Source organism: Spiroplasma chinense (assembly GCF_008086545.1).
Taxonomy (GTDB): Bacteria; Bacillota_I; Bacilli_A; order Mycoplasmatales; family Mycoplasmataceae; genus Spiroplasma_A; species Spiroplasma_A chinense.
The window spans coordinates 828,707-851,236 of record NZ_CP043026.1 but is presented as its reverse complement, the minus strand read 5'-3'; the positions used below and the strand labels follow the sequence as shown (position 1 = coordinate 851,236).

Here is a 22,530-nt window from a genome sequence, read left to right as displayed (position 1 = left end):
AAATCCTCTTTTTTTTATTGTCTAACAAAGCAACATTTTTGACATACGTTCATGTCACAATCAACACACATTTGATCATTTGTTAGGTTATGAAAATCCTTACAAATATAACAGTGATTTCCTACAATTTTACAAAAATCTTCTTTATCTTTTACTGCTTGTAAATTTTGTAATTGTACATAAATTGGAATATGATTCATTTTTGTATAAACCACAATTGATTCTCAATCCTTTTGACTTATTTCATAAGTCTTTTGCATACTTTCAAAACAACCTAAACAAGGAACAAATGTTTCTCAAGCTCTATTATAAAAGTGAATAGGAGATTCATCAGTATATCTATCTCTTTTTAATAGTTTTAATACATTAATAAATACTGTTTCACATTTATCAACTATTTCTTTATCTAGTTTTTGCTCACTGTCTAATATTTCTTTTAACTCTTTTAACTTTTCGATTAAATTATCAATATCTTGGTTTAATTCTTGTTCAGATTCTGTTTTTTGAGCAAGGTTAGGTTGGTGATATCAATATGTACAACAAGTAGAACAAACTACATCACCACAACCTTGACAAAAACTTACCAGACCAAAACTGTGATTTTTACAAATAATACAATGAAAAGGTTTAGAAGTTAAACCATTTGTAATTTGGTCTTGTTTTTCTTGGTCAAAACCTTTAAGTATTTTTTCTAAATACTGTTGGTTTTGACCAATTTTTATAGCGTTAATATATTCTTGTTCTTGGGTTTTATCCATTTTATAAACTTTAACATCATTTACTAAACATGTTTGACAAGCTTTTATAGCATTGGTAGCAATTAACTTGTTTAGATCAAATCAATTGTTAAAGTTTTGATTTTTACCAAAAAAAGTATTTCAAATTTGAGTATGTAAAGCTGATAGTTTTTCAGACCCTCTACTTTGTTGTCTTAATTTCTCATTTTCTAATAAAACTTTATTAATTTTGTCAGATAATTGTTCGATTTCTTTGGTTAATTTATTGTAAATTTCTGTATTCATTGTTTTTTCCTCTTAATGTTATTAGTTTACTCTCATTAATTTAAAATGCTAAAGAAAAAATCTCTTAGAGAGATTTTTTCTTACATTTTATCTTAAGTAACCTTCACTAGGTCATAATAAATAAACAACCCCTGGTATTACAAAGAAAATCAACAGCAATATTAAAGTGATATTGCTGTGATATGGGTGAAATAAAATATAGATAACTCCAGGGACAATACCCATAATAAATAAGATAATTGCCAATAATAGATTTATTTTTCTCATAATTTAGCCTCCAAATATATTATATATTGACTTTACAACACTTTTAAAGTACATATGACGTTTATTTACAACTAAACCTCAAAACAACTACTCTTTGGTTTAAAATAAACTTATATGAGCTTTTAGAAAGGGTAAAATTATGAGAAAAATAACAGAAAACCTTTATCTTGGAGATAGACACAGTGCACCAAGTGATACTAATTTAAGAATAAGCTGTGCTGAAGAGATATTTTACAATGTTTGTAGCCAAAAACAAGATATCTTTTGAGATTTAAATGAACCTGCAGTTTACTACAGGTTTGAAGACTATCCAAACTTCAAAACAATGGATGTTGGACCAGTAAATGATGCAATAGAACAAATTGAAAAAAATATAGCAACTAAAAAGATTTATGTCCATTGTTTGTGAGGGGTAAATAGAAGTGCTTCTATTGTATTTATGTATTTAGTAAGAAATAAACTTATACCTGGAGATAATTACAAAGAAAGTCAAAATGCTTTTTGAGAAATATATCCAGATCACAGTCCTAATCCAGGATGAAAAGAATTTTTGATTAAAAATTATCCATATAATTTTTAATCAATTTTTTTGAAAATATTAAGAGGAGTATATCATGATAGAAAATTTTTATAAAAACAGTTACCATTTAATAAAAGAAGAGGATATTAATTCAATTGACACTTTTTTTACATTAGATTTTACAAATAAAGAACAATTAGGAAGTTTTTTTGCTTTAGAAAAGAAGAAGAAATACGTCAAAGAAGTGGGGCCTAGGGGTGGAGTTAAATATTTGACAATCAAAGACTCTAATGACATTAATCCATTTTTGGAACAAGATGAACCGGAGTTTTACAGTGTGAACGAATATAGTCAATATGTATCAAAGAAAAAAGAAGAAAAAATGGCCGTTGATAAAGAGGTTGCAAAAATTGAGTCAAAAAAATCCATATTCTTGATGTTGGCACTTTTTTCATTTATGTTTTTAATAGTTTTGGGTATTAGTATTTTTAAAAAAGTTTCTTTTGAAGCTGATTCTACAAATGGGAGTGTAAATATTATTTGAAATATAATGATAATCGTTTCGGTAATAATGGTGATTTTGGGAATAGTATTTTTGTTTGTTTCAAAAGAATACCATAATTCTGCTCATAATTTATTACAGGTTTATTATTCAAATATCAAAGTTTTATCCCAATATGCTTATAATAAAATTATTTATAATGTAAAAAGAAAACAAGAGTTTGACAATAAAGATTTAAAAGAAATAATAAAAAATAGTACAAAGATAGAGTACTCGCTTATAGCAAATGGTTATTATACTAATGAAAACCAAGGAATTTACATGATAGTGGTAGGTGAAATTGATTATGATCAATATCACTTACCAATTTATGTGGGTCTTGCAGAGAATTTGATAAGACGTTGGAAACAACACATTAATCAAATTAATCAAATTCAGAATAATTTTTGAGAGAAATCTGAAATGAAATACAAAAAAATAGTTGAATATTTAAATCATAAAAGATTAACTCTTGATGATATTAGTTTTTATATTTTAGAAGAAAATGATAAAAACTCATGAAACAAACAAGAATTAAAGAAAAACGAAACAAAATGAATAGAATTTAGTCAATCTGGTTCTAGAGGCTTTAATGCAATTAACTAGCAAAATAGGTGTCATTTTTTTATAAAAAATTTAAATTATTTTAAAATAATTTTCCAAAATACTATCTTTATATACTTTTTTGATATATAGTAATGATAAAGGAGAAGCAAAATATGGGACAAATCGTTAAAGTAACTATTACAAATATCGTTAATTTTGGAGCATTCTGTGATGTGACAATTGATGGTAAAGTGTACAATGGGTTAATTCACATTTCAGAAATTACAGACGCATACGTAACTAATGTAAATGATCACTTAAGTGTAGGTCAAGAATTAGACGGATACGTAATTTCAATTGATGAACCAAAACAACAAGCTAAAATTTCTTTAAAAAGAGTTTAGTTAAAAGTATCAACGAATTAACATAATATTTTCTAAACACTATATATTTGAAGTAGTTACTAACGACCTAATTTAGTTTCAGAAGTTTCTAATAAAATTGTGTATTTAAGCGAACGTTATTGTTATTAAAAAAACTGCAATTCATTGCAGTTTTTTTGTTTTTATTTATACTTTTTTAAATTTATTCTTGATCGATTAATATTTTTGATATTGGTTTTTCTAAATTTAATCATAACTCCACGATTTGTATTAAATCACTTAATTTTTGCTTTTTTTACCTTCATTAGATTATCAATTACTTTAATTACAAATTCTTTTTGTATACCAAAACCAGGAATTTGAGCTATAACTTCATGTAAGATGTTTAAGTTTTCAGTTAATTTATCTTTATGCTTATTTGAATAAAGAGCATTTACATATCTATAACTTAAAAACAAACTTCAACTAAAAGTTAGTCACTCTCATCAAAATTTTGGACCTTTTGAGCCTACAAGAAGAGTGTTGGTTTCTGAAATATAAATATCCTTAGAAATATCATCTCTAAAGAAACCAACTTTTTCAAGAGTATCGAAAGTAGTGTTTTTAAAATGTTTTTGTTCTAATAAATTTAAAGCATCTTTATGAAAACCTAAATTTTCAAGAGCTTTAATATTGAAAAAAACAGTATTATTCATTTCATATAAAAAATATCTTATTCGACTATTTGGTATCGATGAAAACAACATGATGCTTTTATCAATAATTTCATATTCATTTTCGACTTTAGTGTAACTAATGTGTTTGTCATTTTCTGACAACAGTATATTAATCTTAGATCCTGCAAAAGCAGAGCTAGTGACCTTAGATAATTGTTCTTTCAATTAATTCATACCTTTCTTTTTTCCATAAATAGTTATATACCAAAAAAATAAAATAGATACAGCAATAAAATAATTTTTAAAATTTAAAATAACTTTTGGGTTTTTAGCGCTTTTAATATATTGATTTACAATTATAACAACCAAGAAAGAAAGGAGCATACTGATGGATTCTAAGAAAATAAGGTTGATCTATAAATGAGTATTTGGATTATTATCAGCTTTTTCAATAATATTCTACTATATTTACAATTTAGTAGATGGGCAAGTGATTGCAACTGATTATTTTAATAGCTATGAAACTTATACCATTGATTATTTTACAACTTTTACTTTGCTTTCAAATGTATTAGTATGTGTATGGTTTTTAGTTGCCGCTATAGACTATAAAAAAGAGGGTCAAACAAAAATCTTAAGTCAAACAACTGCCAATTGTGTGGCTGTTATGATTACAGTAACTGCTTTGATTTGAAATTTCATCTTGGTTCCTTTGGATGATGCGTTTCCTTCTAAACCCATCCCCCAAACTGCCAATGTCATAAATCATATAATTTCCCCAATAGCTTATGTGGTTTATGTTCTTGTACTTATGCCAAACAAAATAAACATAAATTTGAACGATTTCTTTTTAAAGAAGTTTTGAATACACTTTACATTAGTAATTTCTTACTGTATTTATGCCATGGTAAGAGGTGAAATGAGATATCATTCAGGTCCTGAATATAAAGGAATTTTATACCCGTATTTTTTCCTTAATATTCATGGAGATGGATTGATTGGAATTCCTGGAGTTGGTTGATTCTTTATAGCTTTCTTCTTAATTCTTGGAATTATGATCGGATTTAGTTATTTATACAATTGAATTAACAATAAAGTATGTAAAGCTAAATACTATCAAAAGAGTTTCAAAACAATTTAAAAAATAAATAATACATTTCCTTGCAAAAGGAAATTTTTTTTCTTTTTTTTGAAATATTGAATGTTAGCAAGATAAAACCTAGTCAAAAGAGGGGAATAATGTTATTATCTTTGAAAGAGGTGAGTTAATTGATAAAATCTATTAAATATCTATTCACAACAGTGATAGGTTCTTTATCAATTAGTACAGTTTTTGTAAATGATACAATAACTGCAACAAAAAACAATATAGTAGTTTCGTACAGTGAAAATACATCTGGATCAAGTTCAACTGATGAATTTATGTGAGCTGGACGAGCATTACAATATTTTTTATATAAAAACTCTGATATTTCAGAAAATACATATGTAAATGATTTGGTTGAAAAAGTAAGTGGTCGAGATGGGTATGAAAGTGACTCATCAATTTTCTTTGAAATGGGATTAATTGGAAGTATTGTAAATATTTCAATGTATGGATTAACAAGTTATCAAGAGTTTTTTGCAGAAGCATATGCAAAATGACAAACTACAGAAGATTCTGCAAAAAACAAAAGTTGAGAACTTTTAAATTACTTTTTTATGCATGTTTATAATGTAATTAAAAACTCTTATTCAGGAGCAATTAGTGATGTTAATTGAGAAAATGTTAAGAATTGAATTAATGAAAATCCTGTGAAAGATAGCTTAAAATATAACACTTCTAAAACAAGTGTTTCAGGTAGTGATTTAACATACAATGATTTACAATATCTTTCTTCTCAAATTGGTGTAAAAAATTATAATTATACTTTAAAAGCACTGGCAACTTCATTTGGTTATTGAAATTATGATGGAAATCTAAGTTATGGACAAGATAAGGTTTTAAAAACGTTGCCAATTGACAAAGAAGATGTCGAAAAATTTCAAACTTCAAACTTTATGAATGATACATTTACAAAAGCTTCATCAAATTCAATTAGTGAATTTGATGAATATAAAGAAAAACTCAAAGAAGAATATTTTGCAACTTATGATGAAATGGATGAATATTATTTAGAACATACAAAATTCACATCAACAACCAGTTCTGGTTCAACTATAAACTTTTTAGAAAGTGTAAATAATTTACAAAAACATTTTGGTTGATCTGACGTAAAAACTGATGGATTTAAAAATCAAATGTTAGAAATGATTAACTTAACTTTATCCATTACAAAATGAGATGAACAAGACTACTTCTTATATTACTTTTTTGCATTAGTGATTTCACCAGACTATCCATTAAGTGGAACGCAAGAAGGGGTTATGGCATACACTTCTTCTTACTTTTACAACAATTCAATATACACTTCAACTGCATTTGCAAGTATTGTTGTTAGTGGAAAATCAATTGATATGTTTAGTGATGCAAGTGAAAATGACCAATATCAACAATTTTGATGAAGTACACCAAACATATATGCCACAATAAATCACGAAATGGGACATGTACTTGATGGTTACTTAGGAATTACTCTAGAAAAAGTAAAATCAAATGTTAGAACTTGAAAAACTATTTTAAATTCTAATGCTTTAAGTATTTATGAAGGTAAAAGTTTTGCTGATGGTTCTTTCAAAAAAAACAACATAGCAACAATAGTTGCAAGTAGTGTTGGTTTAATTGGGGGACTTGTTGGTGGAAGTTTAATATTTTACTTCTTAGTTATAAAACCAAAACGTAAGAAAAAACAATAAGCAAGAAATTTCTTGCTTTTTTTAATTAAGGTTATAGTATATAAAATTTAAATGATAAAATTAAAATAGAAACGGGTTGGTAGCAATGAATATGAAAGAAATGTTTACAGAAATTAATAAATTCTTAAATGCAGCTGGTTGTACTCATATAGAATTTTATGAGCCACGAGATGTTGAAATAAACTCAAAAGAAGGTGTAAGAGTTTTCGACCAAATCTTTAAAATCAGTTTTTTAAATTCTAATTATAAATTTATAAATTTCTTTTTACGTTTTAATTCAAATAACGTTATCTACAGAGCAGATAACCATCAAGCTGTATCTTATCAAATTGATGTTAATGGCAAGAGTAAAGAAGAGACCGAGCAGTTACTGGACATGTATTTAGAAAGAGAAAGCAACTTAGGTTTTCAACCGATGGAACCTTCTCTTCAATCATCTCCAGTTAGATTCCTAGATACTTTAGATGTAGAGCAAATAAATATTTATATTGAAATTTTAAAATATAAAAATACCGCAAAACAATCATTATCAATAACAGAATTAATATATTTTGATGATTTTAAATCATTTATGAATGAATTTTTACCCTTATTTATTTAATAGAACAGTAAGGAGTGATGTGAATGTACTACGAAAAAATATGTTGTATTTGTAATCAAACAATAGATCCCAGAGAACCTTGAGGAGTATTTAAAATAAATTGAGTTTTACATAAGGAAGAAATCTCAAAAAATGCTTATTTTCAAATCAAGTGTATGATGGAAAATGTGGATGAATCAAACTTTGTTATGAGTCATCCTTTAATGGATATAAATCTATTTGTAAGAACAAAATGAAAAGGTGAATTTGAAACCACTTTAAATATTAATTACAATCAACCAATGTATGTCGAAGGTGAAAATTTAAGAGAAATGATTGAAGATCATTTAGTTGACGATTCAATCAATAACCACAAAATCCAATTAAACTTTTTTATGTATTTCAAAAAACAAAATCATTTTGGAGGTTGGTTTAGAAACATTTTACGTTTCTTACAACCAGTTTCTAAAAGCTTATTATCAATAAAACTTAAAAATGAAAAAATTAGTAAAACATTAGAAAGAATTGAAAAGTTTGTAGACTTTTCAAAAGCAATCCCTAAAATGAAGGGATTAAAAAGAATTAAATACAATTACAATGTTTATGAAAGAACAACTGATTTAGATTTTCAAAAATGTTATACAAATAAAAGAATAGATAAAGAAGAAATAGTTTTTAAAGACATAGAACCAATTTATGAAGATGTAGTTCCTTATGTAATGGAAAAATACAAAGTTCTTGCAGATAATTATAAAAATGCAAGAAAAAGAGGAGAATACAAAATTATGAGAATATTTGCCTTCGAAATGGAAGAGTAAATATTTTCATTTTTTTGTATATAATTAGATTTAAGGGGAGGGAATATTAAATGAAAACATTATTAAAAACATTGTTATCTTTTTCACTGGTTGCTTCAACTAGTGCGAGTGTAATTTCCTGTACTGACCAACCAGGAACTAAAGAACTATTTTTTAGAAACCAAAAGGCTTTAACTAATTTAAAAGAAAGATTTTTGACTGTTGAAAGTGGTTTGAATTTAAATGAATTGACAGGTAATTACGAACAGATATTAAATAATTTTATTAGTAACGCAGGTTTGACTGATAAAATTCAATCCAACTCAATAGAAATTCTTGATTTCTATTGATTGTATGGTGAAAAAGAATCAAATAGAGTTGAAATTTCAGGAGATGATGATTTTGATCATACAAAGGATAATTACTCAATTTTAGTTCAATTTTATGAATGAGATGATAACGAGTGAGATAGAGAAACTGAAATCATTTCTGTTTATAATACTGCTATGAGTTTTTCAAACCAAGCAATTAGCTCTGCATTTACAAGTGCTGCAAATTCATTGAGAGTTGAATATGATAGAGATGATAGTTTGTCTGAAGTTTATCAAGATATCTTAGAACAATACAGTGAATATCTAGAGGTAAGTTTTTTAAAAAAAAGTGATCTATTTAATGGAAAACTTGTAGATGGTGTTAAAAATCAAACATTTACAAGTGAATTTACTTTAGGAACTGATATATCAATTAAAAATGATGAATTAAAAAGTATTTCAGATATTGAAAATAAAAAAGAATATGAATTCAAAGTATCTTCAGGAGATGCTTTGACAATTGATGGGACTGAAAACTTATCATTAAAAGTTAAATTTTACAGAGATTAATTTAAAAAGAAAAAAAGCATTCTACGGCTATATAGAATGCTTTTTAATATGGCTTGTGAATCTTAACTCTCAACAAAATCTATAATGTATAAATACATTTAAGTTTTCGCCTGTCCATAATCGAATTAAATTTTCATTTGTCATATTAAATATTAAAAGTTAATTGTCATCATAAACTTGGGAGGGTTTATAATAACTTAATTGGGGTCTGATATTTCTACCAGACGAAATAAATATAACAAAATTTAAGCTGTATTTCAATAAATATGAAATTTTTACGATAAAAAAATTGATTTTAATTAAAATCAAAAATTAAAATCACTAAAACCATGTAGTAAATATCCTGTTAATAAAAGTATTAAACCAACTAAAACAAAACCAAGTGATATATATAAAGCTATTTTTTTCATTAGTTTATTCCTCCAAATTTATAGTTTCTAATTTTATGAATAATTATTTTTGAATATTTTTTATAGTATCTTAAACATATAAAGCTTAATAAATAAGTTGGATATGCTAAAGAAAGACCAAGAATTGTCATAGATAGGTATATTAAAATAGAGCCAGTTCCACTGTTAAGATTTAAAAACATTAATACAAATGATATAACCCCAGCTATTGGTAAAAAAGCTATAAAAATAAATAACATTCCAACAATTATTCCACCAATAAAAAATCACATACCTAAAAAAGTGAAAATAGCTGTCGCAAGGGGAATGAAAAATATCATATCACTGCTACTTGTTTTTGTTTTAAAAACTACTTTTTCCTGAGAATTATTTTTCTCGTTATTTTCTTCTTTTTGTTCTGCATCATTATCTAGTAAATAATCTATAGTTACATTAAAGATTTTTGCAAGTTCTGGTAATTTTAAAACATCAGGAGTAGCTGTTCCAGCTTCTCATTTTTGAACCGCTTGCCTAGAAACATTTAATTTCTCGGCAAGTTCACTTTGAGTTAAATTATTTTCTTTTCTTAATAATTGTATTTTGTCATATAACTGCATAAGTACCTCATTTGTATATTCTTTTTAAGTCTTTTTTATTTTATCATTTAAAGTAAAAAACCAAAAAAGCATTAAATATTTAAAATTATTTTTAAAAGCAACTGCTAGTTGTCACTTTGCAACCATAAGTTGGTTTTAAAAAATCTATAAACTTAATAATATAAAAGAGTCAATTGAGACGTATAAGAAAAGGAGAATTTTATAATGAAAAAAGAAAACTTAGCTTCAATGATTCTTGGAATCATAGGGGGAATTGCATTTTCTCTAGGAATGGTTATGGCTTTAATGGCTGAATGAAATTTATTTATTCCAGGAGTTATTGCTGGAAGTATTGGTGCAGTAATTTTAATAGCAATTTTCCCAGTTTATTGAATTTTAGCTGGTAAAAAAATGTTTAAAATAACTTTACCTTTAACAACTTCATCATTAATTGGTGCTGTAGGATTTGCAGGTTTAGTTGCAAGTCTTGTAATGATCTTAACAACAAACAATGTAGCACAACACCCAGGATATACAATTGCATCAATTGCAATTGGTTTAGTTGGAATAGTTGCTTTAGTTATTTGTTATCCAGTTTATAAAATAATGTCTAATAAAAAAGAAATAGCTGAATAAAACCCTATAAATACACACTTGTAAAATAAAAAAAAGAAATCTCTAAGAGATTTCTTTTTGTAAAAAATTACACTCTATATAGTATCTTGTTAAAAATAGTAGTAAAATTATAAGGTGTATTTTTATCAAAAAGACGTGTGTATTTATTTTTAAATATTTAATAATAAAAAATTAAATGGAAGGAATAATACATATGCAAGGAAATTTAGCATGAGCTATAGCTATTATATTAGCTTTATTTATGTGAGCATCTTTATCGATGTTTCCAAAATACTACAAAGATGGTAGAGTTTTTCTATCAATCAGAATCATTTTGATTATATTCTTAGTATTTAATCAAATTGAAAGAACAGTTTATTTAGTACCAATTCATACAAGAGAGATGATTGAATCTGGTTATTTATCAGCAGATACTGGAGAATGAGGATATGTACCTAATTACTTCTTAATGTACTTTTGTACATTATCTGCTTGAGCTGCAATTATTTTATTAATTAAACCCAATAAATGAGTGATGGATACATTTTTCCCATTCATGTTAATGGGTCCAATAGTAACATTTATTTTTCCAACAGAAAAACCATATTTCTGAAGTACAGACCCTTGAGATGTAATCAACTGATTTACATTCTACTTTGGACATGCTTGCACATTGTTTGCAGCAATGTACTTATATTTATATGGACACACAAATTACAAATTTGGAAGAGATGCAATCTTTAGAAGTGCTATTACAGCAATCATTGTTGTTTGTGGAGTTGAAGTTTGAAACCAATACTTTGGATCAGACTACATCGTTGGAGAAGTTGCAGGAGCACTTGAACTAAATTGACCAAGACCTTACATTATGCTGTTCATCTTAACAGTAGGAACAGTTTATTTAGGAATTGGATTAAGTTTTGCTTACTTTTTCAAACCAATTTATGGTGAAAATGCAGAACAAAAAGTTCACAACACTTGATGAGAAAATTTCTTAGGCTATGTTGAAAAAACTCAACAAAGCAGAAAAAATGAAATCGGTAGAAAATAAATTTTTCAATAAACAACCAAATTTTGGTTGTTTTTTTATATAATAGTTTTAGATTAGAAAGATTAGGATTAAAAAGGATGGGAATTTATTTTGTTTTAATGGTGCTCTTAACAATAGTTTGAATAATCTTATTAGTTCTTACTTATATAACATCAGCTAAAGGTAAGGCAATTGGTATTTTTTTTGGCAATGTTATCGGGTGTATTTCCTGGGTTTATACTTTGTATAATAGGTTATGCAAGGTTTAAAAATAAACATGATAACACTAATACTAAAAAAGGAGCTCCAACTTGAGAAAATATACCCGATCATGATGAAAGCTTTAACAAAGTAGCTTATGAAAAGTTTAAAATTTTAGGAATGAGTGGATTAGCAACTTTTGATGAAACAAAAAAACGTTATTTAGAGTTATGTAAAAAGTATCACCCTGATGCAAATCAAGGTAGACACTCACCTCGTTTTATTGAAATAAATGAGGCATATGATTACTTAAAGAACTTTTATTTTTACCAAATTTAATTATTATGCAACTTATATGTTGCATTTTTTTTTTTTTTTTGCAATAATTTTAATGCATAAAAGAGAATGATATGAATGAATAAAGTGACTACCTATTAAATTATATTTTGAATTTTTTATGAATTATAAAAGGAGAAAGAAAAATGAAAAAAATAGCTTTTAATTTAGTGTTAAACGTTTCAGTTTTAACACTTTTAATAATAGCGTTTTACGTAACAGGGTTTGGGTTCAAAATTATTGGACACGATGTAGTTCAAGGAATTCCAACCACTAAAGATAAAGAAATATTTTTATTATCAAAAGCTGCATTTACAAATCCATATGGTGTTTATGTCGATTCAGTAAGTATTGATAGTGGCAGCTATGGATATTACGCACAAGTTTTAGACTTTTCTGCCATGAATATGGCTTTGAATGTAATTTTTGCATTGTTAGCAGTACAAATAGCTTTAAATGTAATACTTATGATGAAATTTTCAAGAAAGGAAATATATGTTTCAATTAAAGGGATAAATATATTTACAACTTTTATTATTTTCTCAATGATTATTATTATTTTCTCAACTTATGGAAGCCAAATAAACAAGGCTCTTTCATCATTTAATCAACATATCAAAGATTATGAACAAGATCTAAATTCAGAAACTACAATTGATAAATCAAAATATTACTTTAAATTTGGATTTTTAAAATCAACTTACGTTACTGTTTTATTGTTTGCTTCAATGATAGTTCTTGTTTTTTGACAATTTTTAGTAATTGACAGAACTTTAGCAAAAGTTGAACCATTTAAGAAAACTGAAAAGAAAGTTATTGTAAAAACAAAAATTGAAGATAATGGACCAATTTTGGAGGTAAATGATTAATGAAATCTATTTCAAGAAATTTATTTATCACTCTTGCGATAATGTTTATTTTATTACTTGTTTTTACAACATTTGGTTTTAGCATCAACATACAAGAGGTTCATATTTTAAGTCAAAATAATATACAAACAAATAAAATTAATCAAGATTTCGGTTCACTTGAAGCAATTAAATATATTTGACCTACATATTCTGATTTAGTAGATGAGCAATCATCTGGAATTATAGAATATTGAAAATCTTTTAGAATATTTTCAAGATTGCACGCTTTGTATGAGTTATTTATAGCTTGTATGGTAATTTTAGTTATCTATTTTTTGGCAAATATTGTTTATCTATTTAATTCAAAAAATAAACAAGTATTAGTTTTAATTAAATCTATTAACTTGATGGCATCATTATTAATTACAATTTTCATAGCTTTGATGTTCTTGGTTTATATTAGATTTGTTTTAGATCAACATAAAATAATTAACGAACAAAACAAAGATCGTGCTGAAAAAATAAAAGAATATGAAATAGTTGGTGAAATTGATAAAAGTGAATTTCATTTAAATATTAAAACTTATATTTCTTTAGTTTTACTTGTATTTAGTTGTGCAATGACTTTATTTATAACAACTAATTTAGCAAGACATTTAAAAGAAGTGCATCCATTTAAAAAAGTTGCTACAAACTAAGAAGGTTAAACCTTCTTTTTTTATAAGTTTAGAAAGAGGCTTATTTTTTCAATGTTTGTCAATAAACTGATTAGTTGTATTTGACATAATGATTTTGTATAATCAAAAAGATTGTGTTTTATTAATTTAGAATATTATCAATTAGGAGAAAAAATGAAAAAAATACTAAATAGTCTTGCTTCATTAACATTTGCAAGTTCATTAACTACAAATGTTTTAGCATGTAATGCTAACAATGATAGTTTTACTGTTTTAAAAGAAATTGATATGGTTGATGGTGATAAAAAACTCGAAACAGAAAAATTTGTAAACTCATTTCATGTTGATACTCCAACAAGAATTGAAAATGGTAAAACCTATAATGGAATGATAAACGATGTACAAGGAGCTCTTTTTGATGGAGAGTTTTGAAATGTTTATTTTTTAAATAACTCAGAATCTACATTTGATGATGAAGGAAAACAACTTGGAGGAGAAGGTACTGATTGGTATCGAATGAAAACCAAGGACTTTATTCATTGAGAACAAGGTGGAGTTGCTGTTAAAAAATGACATAAATGAGGAGATGCTGCAAGTGGTTCTATTTTCTTTGATAAAGATAAAGACTTTTCGAATAAAGGTGGATATGTTTCACTTGTAACTGCATATGGAGGAGAAAGAGGTCAAAACATAATGGCTTTTCAATCTGATGATGGAATTAATTTTTCACCTCTAAATAATGAAGAACCTATTTTAAAAAATGGTGAACCTGATGGTTCTTATCCAAACTTTAGAGATCCTTTAATCATAAAAAGAAATGGTTTATTTACAATGTACTTAGCACAAGGAGAAGAATTTGGAATATGAAGTTCATCAAATCCTTTATCAGGTTATAAAAGAGTTGGAACTTACAAACCGCTTTACGGTATGTTAGAATGTCCTGCACTTTATAAAATGAATGTTAACGGAGATGTAAATAATCAAAAATGAATGATGATTTATAGTGGTAATGGTAATAATACTTGATTTAAACCTAAAAAATCAGACAAGTTAAGTACAGGAATGTACTACACTGTTGGTACTTTGGATGAAAATAATATTTTTAAAGAAGAACAAGAAGCTAAAAGAATTGATTTTGGATCTGATTTCTATGCTGCAAAGTTTTGAAATCAACAAAACGCTTCATCAGACATCGAAGAAGGACAAAACAGTCTTTTAGGAATGGGTTGAATGAGTAATTGAGATTATGCAACAAAAACTCCAAGTATTGGAAAATGAGGAAATCTTTCAATAGCTAGAGAAATTAAATTAAATTATGTAAATAATTTTTATGATGTAAGTTCAACTTTTGTGGATTTAAAAAACCAAGTTGAAGCAATACAAGGAACTGATAGTGATTTTGAAAATAATAAATTAAATTCAAGAAGTTACCAATTAGATTTAGATATTGAAAATTTAAATTCTAATAAAGATATTTTAGAATTTAAATTAGGAAATAGTTTTTTTGAAAATAAAATAAGACTTAATTTCAAAAAAAATGAAATTACTTCAAGTAGAACTTCACAATATAAAACTTTAATTAAAAACTCAGGTTATTTACAATCAAGAAGTTATAAAGCAAATATAAAAAATAAAACAGATATACAAATAAAATTAATTGTTGATACTACAACTATTGAAGCTCAAATGCCTGATGGTTCAACAATATCAATGGTTAAATTTTCTGATGAAAAAGAAAATGAAAAATTAGTTTTACAAAGTTCATCAGAAATTAAAGTAAATTATAAATACTATAATTTTAAATTATAAATTGGGAGAGAGAAAATGAGAAAGATATTAAGTTTATTAGCTGCTTTAACAGTTACAACAAGTGCAACTTCAAGTGTTGTTGCTTGTGAAAGAAAACCTGTTAAAGACAAGGAATATATAGTTCCAGAAATTAACGATGAACTATATACAACAGTTTTTCATCAACAAAATCCAACTCAAGGAATGATGAATGACATTCAAGGTGGATACTTTGATGAAGTTAAACAAGAATGACATGTTTACTTTTTACAAAATGAAGATGGAAGATTCGACAAGTATGGTTTTAACCATGGTGAAAAAGGTTCAGTTTGATATCATGCAATCACAAAAGATTGAATCAATTGAGAAAATGTAGGACCTGGTGTTCCAAAAACAATAGAGAACTTTACAGACCAAGCTTCAGGGTCACTTTTTAAAGATACAAAAAATTTATTTGGTCTTGATAAAGATTATGTAGAAGGACAAGGAGATGCAAAAACTTTAGTTGCAGTTTCTACAAACTATAATGGTGATCAAAACCAAGACATTATGATGTTTTATTCAGTTGATGGTGGTTATTCTTTTACAACAGTAAAAGATGAATTGATTTTAAAAAATCCTAATAGAGAAAAAAACAATAACTTTAGAGATCCTTTCTTCTTTTACAATGAAGAAACAAAACACTTTGTAATGTATATTGCAAGAGGAGATTACTACTCTGTTTATGCTTCAGATAAACCAACAGAAGGATATAAAGAAGTAGAAAACGGAAAAGTACCCGCAGATCACCCAACTTTAGAGTGTTCAAACTTGTATCAAATGAATGTTAAAAACGAAGATGGTTCAGTTGAAAAAAAATGAGTTTTAATTTATGGTGGTAATGGTGAATGAGATACAGATAAATATCAAGATAACCTAACTAGTGGAACTTATTATGCAGTTGGAGAAATGAAGGGTGACGTGTTTGTTCAAGATAAAGAAAAAAATCCAACAAAAAGATTAGACTTTGGACCAGATTATTATGCATCTAATTTTTATACAAAAAATAAAAACAATACAGATGTTGACTCACTTTTAACTACAGGTTGAATGAGTAACTGAGAATATAATTACCAAGTTCCAAATGATGGAAGAATTGGTTATATGTCTCTTGCAAGAGAAATTACCTTAACTAAAAAGAATAATGATTATGTAATGGAAACTAACTTTGTAGATATTTGAAGTGATGGAAAATCAAAAGGAAATACAAAAGCTACAAAACATACTTCAGGAAATTATAAAAATGACACTAATTTCTTTGAAGAAAATAGTGATTTAGATAGTAAAGCATTTAAATTAGATTTAGATATAAAAAACTTAAAAGACTATAAAGATTCAATTAAACTAAAAATTGGTGATGACCAATATAGTGCAAATGTTGACCTAGACTTTAAAAATAATAAAATCACTGTAAAAAGAGATTTAAATATTAAGTTAGCATATGAAAATAGTGACAAGCAATTTAAAAAAGCAAGAAGTTATAAAGCTGATTTAAATACACTTGAAAGTGGAAAAATAGAAATATACTTAGATAAAACAACATTGGAATTTAAATTCCCTGATGGTTCTGTATATACTATGTTAAAATTCCCAGATGCTATTTCAAAAGAAGATATACATTTAACAACTACTTCTGATTTGGGAGTTACATTTAATTATTATCAATTTGAAAAAACACAAGGTTAGTAAAAAGAGGTAAATTATGAAAAGATTATTAAGTGGATTGGCAGCATTTACTTTAATTGCAAGTACAGCAACTTCAGCTGTTGCTTGTCAAAAAAAAGATAAAGGATATGTATTGCCAGAATTAAATGAAGAAAAATATACAAATATGTTTCATGTTCAAAACCCAACTCAAGGAATGATGAATGATATCCAAGGTGGATTTTACGATGAAAAAAATGACTTATGACATATTTACTTCCTTCAAAATGCAGAAGGTAGATTTGACAAGTATGGTTACAATCATGGAGGATTTGGTTCAATTTGATATCACGTTACAACAAGAGATTTTGTAAACTGAGAATATCATGGACCTGCAGTTCCAAATATTGAACACTATTCAGACTCATCATCTGGTTCATTTTATGTTGATGTTGACGATAATTTTGGATATCAACAACAAGCTAAAGATAATGGTTTTGACAATGCTATAATTGCAATTCCTTGTTCATACAGTGATTATGGACAAACAATGATGATGTATTATTCAATTGATGGAGGATATACTTTCTTACCAATTAAAGATACAGCTGTTTTAGTAAATCCAAATGAAAAAGAAAATGGTGGAAATTTTAGAGACCCTTATTTCTTTACTTCAAAAGATAGTGAAGGAAATACTAAATATATTATTTATATGGCAGAACAAAACTACTTTGGAGTTTATGTTTCTGATAAACCAACAGAAGGTTATAAAAGAGTTGGTAAAGTAACTGCAAGATATCCAAAATTTGAATGTCCTAACCTATATCAAATGAATGTAACTGATGAAAACGGTAAAATTGAACAAAAATGAGTTATGTTTTATGGGGGAGTTGGTTCTGATGGAAAACAAGAAAATGATCCAGCACTTTCATTTGGAACTTACTATGCAGTAGGGCACTTGGATGAAAACTTTGTTTTTGTTGAAGAAAATCCTGGACCAATGAAAAGAATTGACTTTGGTCCAGATTATTATGGAGCAAACTTTTGAAAGAAAAGTTTTGTTAATACAAATGTGGATTCATTGTATACTGTTGGATGAATCAACAGTTGAGATTACAACTGATCAACTCCAAATGATGGAAGACTTGGAATAATGTCTCTTGTTAGAGAAATTAGTTTGAAAAAAAATGGTAATGATTATTCATTTGAAACAAACTTTGTAAATTTCTGAGATGAAGATAAAGTTGATACTAATTTACCAAAAGGAGTATCAACTGTTTCTGAATTAAAAAACAACAATACAGTTGAAGTTGCAAAAAAACAAACTGGAACTACAACTAATGAAGAAAAATTCCTAGAAAAAAATGGTTATGATGGTAAAACATTTAAATTAGATCTTGATTTAAATAAACTTTCAAACCAAGACTCTGCTAATGTAAAAATTGGTGATGATAAATATAATGTTGCTTTAACTTTAGACTTTAAAAATAACACTGTAAGTGTAAAAAGAAAACAAGATTACAAATTTGCAATGGGTCAAAATGAATTTAATGCAACAAGAACTTATAAAACAAATTTAGATCTAAATGCTAAACTTGAAGTTTTTATTGATAGAAATGTTGTTGAATACAAATTCCCTGATGGTAAAGTATTTACAATGTTAAAATACCCAATTGGAGCTCAAGAAGAAGAATTAAGTGTTTCTTCAACTAATAATAGTGAAATTAGCTTTGATTACTATCAATTACAATGAAAACCAAGAACTAAATAAAACATCAATTTAAGCAATACCTATTCAAGGATAGGTATTGCTTTTTTTTATTTTTTTTGTAAAATTACTTTTGTACTTTATTTATAAAGTTGATAAATTGAAAAAAAATAAAAAAAGGGAATAAGGAAAAATTATGAAAAAAATGCTAAATCTTTTAGCTGCTTTAACAGTAGGAGTTTCAACAACTTCTTCTGTAGTTGCTTGTAAAAGCAAAGTCGAAGATTTTAAAGTAGTTAAAGCTATTGAACTTGTAAATTCAACTGTTGACAATAACAGTGGTTCAAGTGAAAAAACAGAAAAATATTTAAACAAATTTCACGTTAACACACCTTCAAACATGCCTGTTGTAGATGAAAACGGTATTGAAACAGCTGGAGGAATGTTAAATGACATTCAAGGTGGGTTTTATGATGCAGTAAACAAAGAATGAAATGTTTACTTCTTATATAATCATGAAATAAGATATGACGAAAACGGTGGAAATAACGATCGTAACGGAACTATTTGATATAGAGTTACAACAAAAGATTGAATTCACTGAGACTATAAAGGTGAAGCTGTAAGTAAGTATGTTACTGACTGAGGAGATGCTGCAAGTGGTTCATTATACGAAGATAAAGATGGAGACTTTGCACAAGCTGCAATCGATGCAAAAATCGAAGGTGTAACAACTGATACAAAAGGTTATGTTGCATTTACTACAGGATATGGCGGAGATAAAGGTCAAAATATCTTAGCTTCTTACTCAATTGATGGAGCTAAATTTGAAACTTTAAACGACAAACAACCAATTTTACAAAATGGTAAAAAACCAGGAACATATCCAAACTTTAGAGATCCATTTGTATTTAAAAAAGACAATAAATTCTATATGTATGTTTCAGAAGATGACCATTTTGGTGTTTATGAATCAGAAAAAGCTTTAGGAGAATACAAACACGTTGGTGATTACACTCCTTTACACAGAATGATTGAATGTGCAAACCTTTATGAAATGAATGTAACTGATGAAAACGGTAAAACTGAATCTAAATGAGTTATGATTTACGGTGGTAATGGAAATAACGAAAATGGAAGACCTGATAAAATGGATAAATTAGGAACAGGTACTTATTATTCAGTTGGTCATTTAAATGAAAAAAACGTATTTGTTGAAGAACAAGAAGCTAAAAGATTAGACTTTGGTGCTGATTTCTATGCTTCAAAATTCTGACAAGACCCAACTGCTACTGACCAAAAAGATTACTTAATTGGAACTGGTTGAATGAGTAGTTGAGATTACAACACAAAAACTCCAAATGAAGGTAAATGAGGAAACATGTCTCTTGCTAGAAAAGTTAGTTTAACTAAAACTGGTGATGAATATGGAATGACTTCAAGCTTCTTAGGACTTGATGATGCTGAAATGACTTCAAGCGGAGACGAAGAAGTTCTTGCAAAAGCAAAATTATCTGATAGAAACTTTAAATTAGACTTAGAATTAAAAAACGTTGATACTATTTCAAATATTACAGAGTTTTCAATTGGAGATAATTTTAACAGTAACAAAATTCGTTTAAACTTTAACAAAAACACAATTCACTCAATTAGAACTATTAACTATAAACCTTTAAAAAATAACAAAGGTTATACTCAATTAAGAAAGTATGCTGCAGATATTAAAGGGTTAGATACAGTTAAAATTGAATTTATTATTGATACAACAACTATTGAAGCAATTATGCCAGATGGTTCTGTAATTTCAATGATTAAATTCCCTGAAGAAGTTTCACCAGAAACTATTAAACTTTCAAGTTCTTCAGAATTAAATCTTACATATAAATATTACAAATTATAATTTGATTGGAGTACATATAAAATGAGAAAAATACTTAGTATTTTAGCGGTTGCTACAATTGGAATTAGTTCATCTTCATCTGTAATTGCTTGTCAATATATGGATAAAAATTACACTGTTCCAGAGATTAATAACGATCTTTATACTACTGTATTCCATCAACAAAATCCCACTCAAGGAATGTTGAATGACATTCAGGGTGGTTTTTTTGATGAAGAAACACAAGAGTGACATGTATACTTTTTACAAAACTCTGATGGATTATTTGATAAGTATGGGTACAATCACGGTAAAGGTGGTTCTGTTTGATATCACGCAACCACTAAAGATTGAATAAACTGAGAAAATCACGGTCCTGGAGTGCCTAAAACCATTAAAAACTACAATGACCAAGCTAGTGGAACTTTCTTTGAAGATGTAGATAATTTATTTGGACTTGACCCTAATTACATAAAGGGTCAAGGAAAAGCTAGAACCAAAATAGCTGTAACAACAAACTATAATGGTAAAGGGAATCAAGATATTATGATGTTTTATTCAATTGATGGAGGTTACACTTTTGATATTGTTAAAGATGAACTTATCTTAGAAAATCCAAATAGAGGAAAAAATGAAAACTTTAGAGATCCTTACTTTTTCTATGATAAAGAAAAAGAGTTATTTGTAATGTACATAGCTAGAGGTGAGTTTTATGATGTTTATTCATCAAAAACTCCAACAGAAGGTTATAAAAAAGTTGGGTCAATTGATGTACGTTATCCAATGCTTGAATGTTCTAATCTATTTCAAATGAATGTAAAAGATGAAAACGGAAAAGCAACAGGTGAAAAAAAATGAGTTTTAATTTATGGTGGTAATGGTAATCATGGAGATGGTAAAGATAACTTATCTGGAGGAACTTATTATTCAACAGGAACTTTAGATGAAAATGATGTTTTTATTCCTGATTCAAAAGAATCAGTTAAAAGACTAGACTTTGGACCAGATTATTATGCTGCAAAGTTCATGACAAAAAGTGTTGAAAATACAAATATAGATTCATTAATAACAACTGGTTGAATGAGTAATTGAGCATATACTTATCAAGTTCCTAATGATGGAAGATTTGGTTATATGTCTCTTGCAAGAAACATTGAACTTAGAGAAAATAACAATGACTATACTATGCATACAGACTTTGTAGATTTTTGAAGTGAAAATAAATCACAAGGAAGTGTAAAAACACTTTCAACAAGTGAAGGTTCTTTTAAAACTAATGAAAAAATTTTAGAATCAAATTCATTAAAAGGTAAAAGTTTTAAAATGAATATCTCTTTAAAAGATTTATCAAATTTTAAAGATACCTTAAAATTAACTATTGGTGATGATAATTACAAAATTGAAGCAAAGCTAGATTTTGTAAAAAACAAAATCACTGTTAATAGAAAATTACAAGATAAACTTGTTCGTGGAAATAAAGAATTTACTAAAAATAGAGTTTATTCAGCTGATTTAAGTTCTCTAAAAACAGGAGAAATTGAAATTTACTTGGATAAAACAACATTAGAATTTAAGTTCCCTGATGGTTCAGTATATTCAATGTTAAAATTCCCAGACAATGTTTCTCAAGAAGATATTGAAGTAACTTCAAATTCACAAATTGATATGAATTTCAAATATTATCAAATAGGATAAAACACTATTATTTAATATAATAGTGTTTTTTATTATAAAATATTAGGTATAGTT

Annotated in this window: 22 protein-coding genes; 18 read left to right on the top strand and 4 right to left on the bottom strand. The window is 26.9% G+C overall.

Translation table 4 applies throughout. From position 1 onward, the window contains the following. Positions 1 to 14 precede the first annotated feature (14 nt). On the bottom strand, positions 15 to 1,022 hold the full coding sequence (locus SCHIN_RS03850) for a hypothetical protein (RefSeq protein ID WP_166508323.1): 1,008 nt from the start codon (positions 1,020 to 1,022) through the stop codon (positions 15 to 17). An 87-nt stretch (positions 1,023 to 1,109) separates the two neighbouring features. Further along, entirely contained in the window at positions 1,110 to 1,289 is a 180-nt protein-coding gene (locus tag SCHIN_RS03845) for a hypothetical protein (protein WP_166508322.1), read from the bottom strand. A 139-nt stretch (positions 1,290 to 1,428) separates the two neighbouring features. Between SCHIN_RS03845 and SCHIN_RS03840 the strand changes: the two genes are divergently transcribed. The 3 genes from SCHIN_RS03840 to SCHIN_RS03830 all read left to right on the top strand — a co-directional run bounded on the left by SCHIN_RS03840 (position 1,429) and on the right by SCHIN_RS03830 (position 3,300). Beyond that, positions 1,429 to 1,869 (top strand): dual specificity protein phosphatase family protein, encoded by a 441-nt coding sequence (locus SCHIN_RS03840; RefSeq protein ID WP_166508321.1) that lies wholly within the window; start codon positions 1,429 to 1,431, stop codon positions 1,867 to 1,869. Positions 1,870 to 1,903: 34 nt separating this feature from the next. Then, positions 1,904 to 2,956 (top strand): GIY-YIG nuclease family protein, encoded by a 1,053-nt coding sequence (locus SCHIN_RS03835; protein ID WP_166508320.1) that lies wholly within the window; start codon positions 1,904 to 1,906, stop codon positions 2,954 to 2,956. 113 nt (positions 2,957 to 3,069) lie between these two features. Next, positions 3,070 to 3,300 carry a S1 RNA-binding domain-containing protein gene (locus SCHIN_RS03830; protein WP_166508319.1) on the top strand — a complete coding sequence of 77 codons (231 nt, stop codon included), beginning with the start codon at positions 3,070 to 3,072 and terminating at the stop codon, positions 3,298 to 3,300. Positions 3,301 to 3,461: 161 nt separating this feature from the next. Here the strand turns inward: SCHIN_RS03830 and SCHIN_RS03825 are convergent, their stop codons facing one another. Next, positions 3,462 to 4,160: a hypothetical protein gene (locus SCHIN_RS03825; protein ID WP_166508318.1), complete on the bottom strand. Its 699-nt coding sequence runs from the start codon at positions 4,158 to 4,160 to the stop codon at positions 3,462 to 3,464. Between the two features lie 163 nt (positions 4,161 to 4,323). On the opposite strand from SCHIN_RS03825, the gene SCHIN_RS03820 reads away from it, so the two are divergent. The 5 genes from SCHIN_RS03820 to SCHIN_RS03800 all read left to right on the top strand — a co-directional run bounded on the left by SCHIN_RS03820 (position 4,324) and on the right by SCHIN_RS03800 (position 9,028). Beyond that, positions 4,324 to 5,076 (top strand): Pr6Pr family membrane protein, encoded by a 753-nt coding sequence (locus SCHIN_RS03820; protein WP_166508317.1) that lies wholly within the window; start codon positions 4,324 to 4,326, stop codon positions 5,074 to 5,076. 128 nt (positions 5,077 to 5,204) lie between these two features. Then, positions 5,205 to 6,770, top strand: a complete 1,566-nt coding sequence (locus SCHIN_RS03815; protein WP_166508316.1) for a hypothetical protein — start codon at positions 5,205 to 5,207, stop codon at positions 6,768 to 6,770. Between the two features lie 85 nt (positions 6,771 to 6,855). Next, positions 6,856 to 7,371, top strand: coding sequence for a hypothetical protein (locus SCHIN_RS03810; protein ID WP_166508315.1), 516 nt, complete (start codon positions 6,856 to 6,858; stop codon positions 7,369 to 7,371). A gap of 23 nt (positions 7,372 to 7,394) precedes the next feature. After that, positions 7,395 to 8,168: a hypothetical protein gene (locus tag SCHIN_RS03805; protein ID WP_166508314.1), complete on the top strand. Its 774-nt coding sequence runs from the start codon at positions 7,395 to 7,397 to the stop codon at positions 8,166 to 8,168. Positions 8,169 to 8,218: 50 nt separating this feature from the next. After that, positions 8,219 to 9,028, top strand: a complete 810-nt coding sequence (locus tag SCHIN_RS03800; RefSeq protein WP_166508313.1) for a hypothetical protein — start codon at positions 8,219 to 8,221, stop codon at positions 9,026 to 9,028. A gap of 409 nt (positions 9,029 to 9,437) precedes the next feature. Here the strand turns inward: SCHIN_RS03800 and SCHIN_RS03795 are convergent, their stop codons facing one another. After that, entirely contained in the window at positions 9,438 to 10,034 is a 597-nt protein-coding gene (locus SCHIN_RS03795; protein ID WP_166508312.1) for a helix-turn-helix domain-containing protein, read from the bottom strand. Positions 10,035 to 10,238: 204 nt separating this feature from the next. Between SCHIN_RS03795 and SCHIN_RS03790 the strand changes: the two genes are divergently transcribed. From SCHIN_RS03790 to SCHIN_RS03745, 10 genes are all read left to right on the top strand, one after another. After that, on the top strand, positions 10,239 to 10,649 hold the full coding sequence (locus SCHIN_RS03790; RefSeq protein ID WP_166508311.1) for a hypothetical protein: 411 nt from the start codon (positions 10,239 to 10,241) through the stop codon (positions 10,647 to 10,649). Between the two features lie 193 nt (positions 10,650 to 10,842). After that, positions 10,843 to 11,679 (top strand): TMEM164 family acyltransferase, encoded by an 837-nt coding sequence (locus SCHIN_RS03785; protein WP_166508310.1) that lies wholly within the window; start codon positions 10,843 to 10,845, stop codon positions 11,677 to 11,679. Positions 11,680 to 11,850: 171 nt separating this feature from the next. After that, the gene (locus tag SCHIN_RS03780) at positions 11,851 to 12,198 is read left to right on the top strand and encodes a J domain-containing protein (protein ID WP_166508309.1); all 348 of its coding nucleotides are present in this window, start codon (positions 11,851 to 11,853) and stop codon (positions 12,196 to 12,198) included. Positions 12,199 to 12,341: 143 nt separating this feature from the next. Continuing rightward, complete coding sequence (locus tag SCHIN_RS03775; protein ID WP_166508308.1) at positions 12,342 to 13,064, top strand: hypothetical protein; 723 nt, start codon at positions 12,342 to 12,344, stop codon at positions 13,062 to 13,064. Continuing rightward, positions 13,064 to 13,744 carry a hypothetical protein gene (locus tag SCHIN_RS03770; RefSeq protein WP_166508307.1) on the top strand — a complete coding sequence of 227 codons (681 nt, stop codon included), beginning with the start codon at positions 13,064 to 13,066 and terminating at the stop codon, positions 13,742 to 13,744. Before SCHIN_RS03775 ends, SCHIN_RS03770 begins: the two co-directional genes overlap by 1 nt. Before the next feature lie 153 nt (positions 13,745 to 13,897). Then, positions 13,898 to 15,532 carry a glycoside hydrolase family 32 protein gene (locus SCHIN_RS03765; protein ID WP_166508306.1) on the top strand — a complete coding sequence of 545 codons (1,635 nt, stop codon included), beginning with the start codon at positions 13,898 to 13,900 and terminating at the stop codon, positions 15,530 to 15,532. Positions 15,533 to 15,547: 15 nt separating this feature from the next. Continuing rightward, positions 15,548 to 17,236 carry a lipoprotein gene (locus SCHIN_RS03760; protein ID WP_166508305.1) on the top strand — a complete coding sequence of 563 codons (1,689 nt, stop codon included), beginning with the start codon at positions 15,548 to 15,550 and terminating at the stop codon, positions 17,234 to 17,236. Positions 17,237 to 17,252: 16 nt separating this feature from the next. Next, on the top strand, positions 17,253 to 18,965 hold the full coding sequence (locus SCHIN_RS03755; protein ID WP_166508304.1) for a lipoprotein: 1,713 nt from the start codon (positions 17,253 to 17,255) through the stop codon (positions 18,963 to 18,965). A gap of 133 nt (positions 18,966 to 19,098) precedes the next feature. Further along, complete coding sequence (locus SCHIN_RS03750) at positions 19,099 to 20,802, top strand: glycoside hydrolase family 32 protein (RefSeq protein ID WP_166508303.1); 1,704 nt, start codon at positions 19,099 to 19,101, stop codon at positions 20,800 to 20,802. A gap of 21 nt (positions 20,803 to 20,823) precedes the next feature. Next, positions 20,824 to 22,476, top strand: coding sequence for a glycoside hydrolase family 32 protein (locus tag SCHIN_RS03745; RefSeq protein WP_166508302.1), 1,653 nt, complete (start codon positions 20,824 to 20,826; stop codon positions 22,474 to 22,476). The last annotated feature ends 54 nt before the right edge of the window (positions 22,477 to 22,530 follow it).